General features: G+C 71.0%; 8 protein-coding genes. 2 read left to right on the forward strand and 6 right to left on the reverse strand.

Features of this window, described 5'->3' with window-relative positions:
• Window positions 1–1,356, forward strand: a 1,356-nt coding sequence (locus tag ACFQ87_RS43035; protein ID WP_380616453.1) for a toxin glutamine deamidase domain-containing protein, incomplete at its 5' end; no start/stop codon positions are given.
• 5 nt (window positions 1,357–1,361) lie between these two features.
• Window positions 1,362–3,035, forward strand: a complete 1,674-nt coding sequence (locus tag ACFQ87_RS43040) for a YrhB domain-containing protein (protein WP_380616454.1) — start codon at window positions 1,362–1,364, stop codon at window positions 3,033–3,035.
• Between the two features lie 118 nt (window positions 3,036–3,153).
• Here ACFQ87_RS43040 and ACFQ87_RS43045 read toward each other — a convergent pair whose 3' ends face one another.
• The 6 genes from ACFQ87_RS43045 to ACFQ87_RS43070 all read right to left on the reverse strand — a co-directional run.
• Window positions 3,154–3,774 carry a hypothetical protein gene (locus ACFQ87_RS43045; RefSeq protein ID WP_380616456.1) on the reverse strand — a complete coding sequence of 207 codons (621 nt, stop codon included), beginning with the start codon at window positions 3,772–3,774 and terminating at the stop codon, window positions 3,154–3,156.
• Between the two features lie 159 nt (window positions 3,775–3,933).
• Window positions 3,934–5,442 carry a UbiD family decarboxylase gene (locus ACFQ87_RS43050; RefSeq protein ID WP_380616458.1) on the reverse strand — a complete coding sequence of 503 codons (1,509 nt, stop codon included), beginning with the start codon at window positions 5,440–5,442 and terminating at the stop codon, window positions 3,934–3,936.
• Window positions 5,443–5,531: 89 nt separating this feature from the next.
• A complete protein-coding gene (locus ACFQ87_RS43055) occupies window positions 5,532–6,002 on the reverse strand; it encodes a hypothetical protein (protein ID WP_380616459.1) in 471 nt (156 codons plus the stop codon).
• Between the two features lie 279 nt (window positions 6,003–6,281).
• Window positions 6,282–6,638 (reverse strand): zinc ribbon domain-containing protein YjdM, encoded by a 357-nt coding sequence (locus ACFQ87_RS43060; protein WP_380616460.1) that lies wholly within the window; start codon window positions 6,636–6,638, stop codon window positions 6,282–6,284.
• Entirely contained in the window at window positions 6,635–6,859 is a 225-nt protein-coding gene (locus ACFQ87_RS43065; RefSeq protein ID WP_380616462.1) for a hypothetical protein, read from the reverse strand. Before ACFQ87_RS43065 ends, ACFQ87_RS43060 begins: the two co-directional genes overlap by 4 nt.
• 126 nt (window positions 6,860–6,985) lie before the next feature.
• The coding region (locus ACFQ87_RS43070) for an STAS domain-containing protein (protein WP_380616464.1) at window positions 6,986–7,453 on the reverse strand (468 nt) is incomplete at its 5' end.

The following is a 7,453-nucleotide window of genomic DNA, read 5'->3' on the forward strand; positions in this document are numbered from 1 at the left end:
GCCCGGGAGAAGGCCCGTGACGACGGCATGGACAAGCTCCTCGCCGCCGGCACCAAGCGGGACAAGGACTACACCGACTACCTCCACCAGCTCGACGGCATCCAGGCCCACGAGAACTACCTCAGCAACCTGATCGACCACCTCCCGCCCGGCCAGTTCGACGCGGCCAACCGGGTCCTGCAGCAGATCGAGAGCGGGCCCCCTGGAAGCGACACCGCCGACAAGCTGCGCCAGCTCACCACGGCCGTGTTCAACCAGACCCAGGGGCAGTCGATGGCGGCAGCCGCCGCGGCTGAGCAGGACGCCATCGCCGCGCAGGAGCACGAGGCCGGTGCCCAGACCATGCAGCACCTCGCCATCGCCGCAGGCATCCTGACCGGGCCGTTGGCCATCGCCGCCGGAGCAGCGACCGCTGCGCAGGTCGGTGCCATCAACCTCGCCAGCCAGGCCGTGCAAGGCGCGGGGATCGGCTACCAGCAGGGCGGGCTGCCAGGGGCGCTCTGGGGAGTGGCCAGCGCGACGCTTCCGGTCAACACGCTGCATGCCGCCTACCAAGCCACCATCGGCCAGGTGATCGACCCCAACGCGGCCCCGGCGGCCGGCGCAGGCTCGATCGCGATGGGGTTCGCCAAGGACGTCTTCAACGCCCTGACGCTGTCCGCTGTGGGCATCAACAACATCGGGCCGGCCGCCACCCCGCCGGTTCCCGCCCCCTCGAAGTCCATTCCCACCGGTCTCGCCCGCGCCCCCGCGCCAGAACCGCCACCCCCGCCGCCTCCGTCCCAGTCGCTGTCCCGGACTCCTGGTACTCAGGGCATCACGGACATCAACGCCTTCGCGGCCGGCGTCAACGGCGGCGGTCCGTCCTGGAAGCCGGTCGGTTACACGAAGACGAGCCTCTTCACCGACACTGGCCAGAGCATTCCGCCGAAGGACTGGAATCCGATCACCACGGCGACGAACTGTCCGAACTGCACCCTTGTGGGCGATGCGAAACTCGCGGGTGTCTCCATGCCGCCCGCGCCGCCCGGGAACGGCTTGACGGCGGGCCAGATCGAGAAGATCTTCAACCAGCCGGTTCCGCCTGGAGCGCCCCCGCCGGCGCCAGGAACGCTGGGCGGCAGCTGGGTCGTGCAGTCCTCGCGGGAGGACATCAAGAACTTCGTGCAGCAGAGCTGGGGGCCCGGTTCGAGGGGCGTCGTCGTCGCCAGCCGCGGGGACGACCTGCCGGGGCACATCTTCAACGTGGTCAACGACGGCGGCACCGTGAAGTTCATCGACTTCCAGAGCGGTGCCCAGGCGAAGTTCATGGGTCAGGGCTACGTGAACTTCGGCGTGATCCAGACAGGGAGGTGACGGTCGTGGTCGATCTCGCGCAGGCCCGTCGCACGGCAGGCGAGTACGTGCAGAATCTCTCGGTCGGTATGCAGGCCGAGTTGGCCGTCGTTGACGCGAACACCAAGGACGAGGGATGGTGTTGGGTCTTCTTCCCCGACACCCGCAAACATCTGGAGAGTGGGGAGGACCGCGACCGGCTGGTGGGGGTCGGCCCGCTCGCCGTCGTCCGTGAGACAGGCTCGCTCTTCCCGCTCAGCAGTGGCACACCGCTCGCCGAGGCGCTCGACCAGCTGCGCTCGTCGGCCGACGCAGCGCGCCCCGCCCCGATACCAAGGGGGCTCACCCGGGCCGTTCCGCTCAACCGGGCCGAGTTCGGGCCGCTGGTCGGCGAGCTCGGGCTGCCGCCGCCGGCCCTGCTCTCGCCGCTGCCCGACCTGCTGTCGCCCGGCGACCAGGCTGGGCGGGGCCCCGCCCGCGCGGCCGACGAGATCCTGCAGGACATCCGGGTTCTGCCGGAGACCACCGTACGCCGGGCCTTCGCCCCGCTGGCCGTTCCCGACCGCGTGGTGGACGCCCGCAGCGCCCTGTTCGATGCCGCGCCCTCCCAGTGCAGGCTGTATTCCTCCCGCCGGGTCGGCGAACTGTTCACCGGCTTGCGGCCCTCGCTCGACCACGACTACGAGGTGCTGACCCCGTACGCCGAGGACGACCTCGTCGAGTGGGTGCAGGGGCAACTGCAGTTCTCTGCGGCTGTGTCGATCCCACCGCCGCAGGAGGAGATGGGCGCGGAGCAACTCGCCTTCCTGCTCGCGCTGGTCGATGCGTTCAAGGGCGGGTTCGTTCGCTCCTACGCACGTCGGCGGGTCGAGCCGGCACCGATCACGCTGTCAGCGACCGATGTGCTGGACGCCCAGAGCGGCGCCGCCCTGGTCGCGGACCGGCGCTGGCTCGCCCGGGCCGTCGGGGAGCTGTTCGCGCTGCTCGCTCACCCGGGTGGACGCACCGGCGTGACGCTGCCGGTGTTCACGCCGGAGACCGCCGAGCAGGAGCTGCGCCGGTACGTCGAGGCTGGGCACCTCCAGCCGGTCGACGGCACTGAGCCGATTCGCTACGAGCCGTCGCTGGCCTTCACGATGTTCGCCGCCTCACTCTCCACCTGGATCAGCACCCTGTCGCTGCACGACATCCAGCTGATTGGCTGGGCGGACGGCCGTCCCGTCGGGCAGGAAGAGCTGCTGCTCTTCATCGTGACCCAGTCGGTGCTGTGGGTCCTGCTCAGCCAGGGGCTGACCAGGTCCTCCGCCGGCTGGTCCGGCATCCGTTTCGGACTGCGGGCGCTCGATCTCGCGGAGGCGGCCGTGGTGACCCGGAACTTCCTGCTTTCCATCCCCGGGGTCACGCTGCCCGAGCAGGTCTACGAGCCAGCCGCAGCCCGGGTACCGGCCTCCCAGCAAGCAGCGACGCCACCGCCGTCCCCACCGCGCGCCGGCGGGCCCTGGAAACCGACCCACCTCGTCCCGCAGGGCGGCATGTCCGCCTGGGCAGCGCCCGATCCCACCCTGGATCCGGCGGCCAGGATCGACGCGCGGGTCGAACTCCAGCTACTGGAACGCGCGGGCGACTGGGCGCACATCGTCTGCTCCAACGGCTGGTCGGCCTGGGTCGATGCCCGGACGATGGAGGAACTTCCGCGCTGAGCCGATCAGTTACCACCGCCTGATGGTCGGTTTCCCAGGGGATGTCCGCGCGGACCGGGTTCGGCGTCGCCGGACTGCCGAGCGCCTCAGCCCCGGGCCCGGACGGATGTCACGCCTCTCACGGCTTTGCGGTCGCCGCGTGCGCGAACAGCCCGGCGTGGCGGGCGATCGCTCCCGCGTGGTCGGCGCACTGCCGGTAGCAGCAGGACAGCAGCACCAGGTCGGCGATGTCGTCCGGGTCCGCGTGGTCCTCGTGCAGCAGCAGTTCGTACAGCAGCCGCTGCCGCCGGCCGATCTCCTGCAACTCGGTGAGCACGTCCGCCACCGCCCCGGGCGCCCCGGACTCCAGCACCTCGGCCGCCCGTGCGACCAGGTCCAGCGCCGCGTCGGCCATCTCACGCAGCGGGGCCAGCAGCCGCTCGTCGAACGGCTCCCGCTCCTGGCGTGCCCAGGCCGCCTCCAGCAGCCGCTGCACCAGCTGCCCGAGGTCCTCCACCTCGCACCCGACGTGGACGCCCACGACGGTCCCGGCCCGGCCGCCGAGCGTTCCGGCGGCGTCCTCCTCGATCCGGGAGCGCAGCTCGGCCAGGGCCTCCTCCGCGGCCGGGACGCCGTCGCCGCCGCCCGCCGAACCGGTCAGTACGACCGTCGCTCCTCCGAGCGCGGCGTGCGCCAGCCGGACCAGGCAGGCCAGCTCGCCGACCAGCACGCGGTAGCCGCGGTCCGCGCCGTCAGTCATCGCGTTCACTCCCGTCCTCCGGCCCCCCGACCAGTGTCTCCCCGCCGACGCGGGCCGTCACGGCGCTCGAAGCGGCGCTGTCCCCCTGAGAGGGCGACCGCTGGAAGCGGTTACCGCCCCCGGCGCTCGTCGCGCGGGCCGGGGGCGGCGGCGGACGACTTACCGGTACCCGTACGCCTTCCAGTCGTCCAGGACGCGCTGCTGGAGCTCCGGGGACCAGTTGTGGGCGAAGTCCGAGGCCACCGGCCGCTCGTCGGCGGGGAAGCGGTCGGCCAGCAGGCAGTTGTAGACCACCTTGGTCGCGTGGTAGCTCAGCCGTTCGTGCTCGTCCAGGTAGACCGGGATGATGTTCTGCGGCTGGTTCGCGAAGTGGGCCTCGCCGTGCTCCGGGTGGGACCGGCTGGCGAACGCCCAGATCACCTGGTTCGGGTCGGCGATGTCGAAGTCGTGCTCCACCAGGATGAGCTTGGGGATGCCGAAGGCGAGCTTGCCCGCACCGAACACGATCTCGCCCACCCGCTGGGCCATCTCCTGGGAGGAGAGCCCGGTCCGCTCGTGCCAGTCCGGGGTGAGCGCGACGACCCACCAGTGGGCGGCCGATTCGAGGACGCCCCAGCAGGCGGAGACCGGGGCATCAGCCTGGCGCAGCACGTGGGTCATCTCGGCGGCGTGCGGCATGCCCCAGCCGGTGTGGTCCTCCTCCACCGGGGCGCCGGCGACGGCGACCGGCAGGATCGCGTCGTTGCGGTGGGTCACGGCGCTGACGTGCAGGACGGGCTTGGGCGAGCGGTTGCCGCGGTCGAGGTAGCCCGGGTATTCGCCCATCGGCCCTTCGTCGACGAGGTCGGTCAGGGAGACGTGGCCCTCGATGACGATCTCGGCGGTGGCCGGCACGAGGAGGTCGACGGTCTCGGCCCGCACCATCTCCAGCGGCTCGCCGAAGTAGGCGCCCAGGAAGTGCGACTCGTCCTCGCCCTCGGGGATCGGCATGCCGCCGACGTACGGCAGGCCGGGCTCGACGCCCAGCGCGACGGCGATCGGCAGGGGCTCGCCCTGCTTCTCCCACAGCGCCCGGATGATGCCCAGGTGCTGCGGCGGCGGGATCAGGCAGGCGAGGCGGTTGCGGTCGACGAGCATCATGCGGTTGATCGACCAGTTGGTCCAGGAGCCGTCCGGCGTCCTGACGATGTTCATGCCCCAGGTCTGGATGTACCGCCCGCCGTCCCCGTCGTGGATCAGCGGGGTGGGGAACTTCAGCAGGTCGACGTCGTCGCCGACCATGACGTTCTCCTTGCAGGGGCCGGTCTCCAGGACCTTCGGGGGAATCGGCTCCCGGGTACGGGCGTCCGCCATCGCCGTGATGATCTCCGCCCCCTTGGCGTCGGGCGGCAGCCCCAGCGCCACGGCGATCCTGCTGTACGTCAGCCCGGGCTGCGCTGAGAGCCCGCCCGGAGCGGCGAGGACGCGGAAGCCCTTCTCGATGCCCTTGATGGTGTTGAACAGCGGCGCGGCGGCGCGGAGTTCGTACGAGCGGCGGGCGACCGCGCCGATCTCGAGGTTCCAGTCGACCTCCTTGTCGATCGGCTGGATCTCCCCGATCCCCGACAACTCGTCGATGAACTCCCGCAGGCTCTTGAGGTGCTTCAGCTCGGCTGGGTCGGTCGTCACCGGATTCTCTTCCCCCGTGTGTATCTGACAGAGCGTCAGTGACTGTAGTGACAGGTGGGGCGACTGACAAGGGCCACTCCGCGAAGGCCCTACTGCCCGCCCAGTGCATCGACCACGGTCAGGAAGTTCGACCCGTGCCAGGTGAAGGGCGGTTCGCTGTCGCGGGAGAAGTGCGCGAGACGGTTGCCGATGCGCGCGATCACCTCGAAGTTGCCGGGGCCTTCGTGGCCGGGCGGGCCGAAATTCCCCTGGATCATGCTGATCGCCTCGATCGTGTCACCTTTGACGTCAATGGCGACGGGCACGCTCCAGGGCAGCGCCGGATCATCGTTGTTGGGGAACGGGTGTGCCATCCCGCCACGGGTCGGGGCCAGGACCTCGAAGTTCCCCCGGGTGCCGAAACTGCTCTGGATGAGCACCGGATTGCCCGTGGCGCCGGACGGAATGTCGGGCAGGTGACAGGGTGGTGATCCCGCTGCCGTCCGTGGGGGGGCGGGCGGATCCGAGATGGCGAACTGTTGAAAGGTCAAGTGGCTGGTGTCGATGCGGATGCTCGGCATGGCCGGACCGCCTAGCCTCGCCCATGACACCATTTCATCGCTGCCACCCTCGTTCCGCGACCGAACGGACGTATCGGCCGCCGACTCGCTCGATCTCCGTCGTAGACGAGGCGTAGAGAAGACGCAGGGAAAGGGCGCACCCCCTGCCGGTTCACCGGCAGGGGGTGCGCACACGATTCCCGGCCGCTGGTGAGACGCGTTCACTGGCGCGGACGAGCGCCCCGCCCCCCCAGCGTCAGCTTCTCGGAGGACGGGGTCGCGGGCCGGACGACCGCTGGATCAGGCCTTCTTGACGACGCTGGACTTGAGCTGCATCGCGCCGAAGCCCTCGATGCGGCAGTCGATGTCGTGGCCGTCCACGCCGTCGACCAGGCGGATGTTGCGGACCTTGGTGCCGGCCTTGATGCCCGAGGCGCTGCCCTTGACCTTGAGCGCCTTGACGACGGTCACGGTGTCGCCGTCGCTGAGCACGTTGCCGACCGCGTCCCGGATCACCCGCTCGCCCGCGCCGCCCGCCTGGGCGTCGGTGTCGACGGGCGCCCACTCGTGGCCGCACTCGGGGCAGACCATCAGGGCGTTCATCTCATAGGTGTACTCGCTGGAGCACTGCGGGCACGGGGGGAGGTTGTCGCTCATGTGTTCAGGATATCCAGGGTGTGCGGAGTGTCGTCCGAGGTCAGCGTGGGTGGCGGCCCGTCGTGGGGCCCGTCGCCCGGGGCTGGGGGCTGGGGGCGGATGTGCAGGCGGCGGCCGGTGGTGGCGGCCTCGGTGAGGAGGGCCCGCAGGGCGGGCAGGTCGACGGTCTGCGGGGTGGTGGGGGTGCCGTGGTCGTCGTACGGGGTGACGGTGAAGCGCAAGGGCGGCCTTATTCGGGGAGTACGGCGGGCGGGGAGTGCGGGAGGCGGACGAGGACGGGGACGTGGCCGGTGGGGCGGTCCCGGTCCCGCCAACGGCGGGTCACCACGGGCTCTCGGTGGGATCGGTCAACGGGAGGCTCCGGACGCGGTGAGGGCGTGGTCGGTCGGGGCGGCCCCGCCCCGCAGGTGGACGCGGGCGTGCGCGATGGCGTCGGGGGTGGTGGCGAAGACGTGGCCGTCGGCGCGCAGCCGGTCGAGTGTGCCGAGGGCGTTGAGAGGGCGGTGGTGTTCGTCGCGGATACCGGAGACCAGGACGAGCGTGCCGCGGCGCCGGAGCTCGGTGATGGCGTCGCCGAGGACGGTGGCGCCGCTGGCGTCGATCGCGCTGACCCGGGACATCCGCAGGATCGCGACCTTGACCTCGGTGGACTTGGTGAGTTCGAGCAGGAAGCGGTGGGCGGCGGCGAACAGCAGCGGGCCGTCGATGCGGTAGGCGACGATGTGCTCGGCGAGCAGCGGCTGTTTCTCGTCGTGGTGGTCGGCCGGGGGCAGGTCGGAGTACAGGGGGACCTGCTCGACCCGCGCCGTCCTGGC

Origin of the sequence: Kitasatospora sp. NPDC056531 (genome assembly GCF_042794375.1) — a bacterium.
Lineage (GTDB): Bacteria > Actinomycetota > Actinomycetes > Streptomycetales > Streptomycetaceae > Kitasatospora.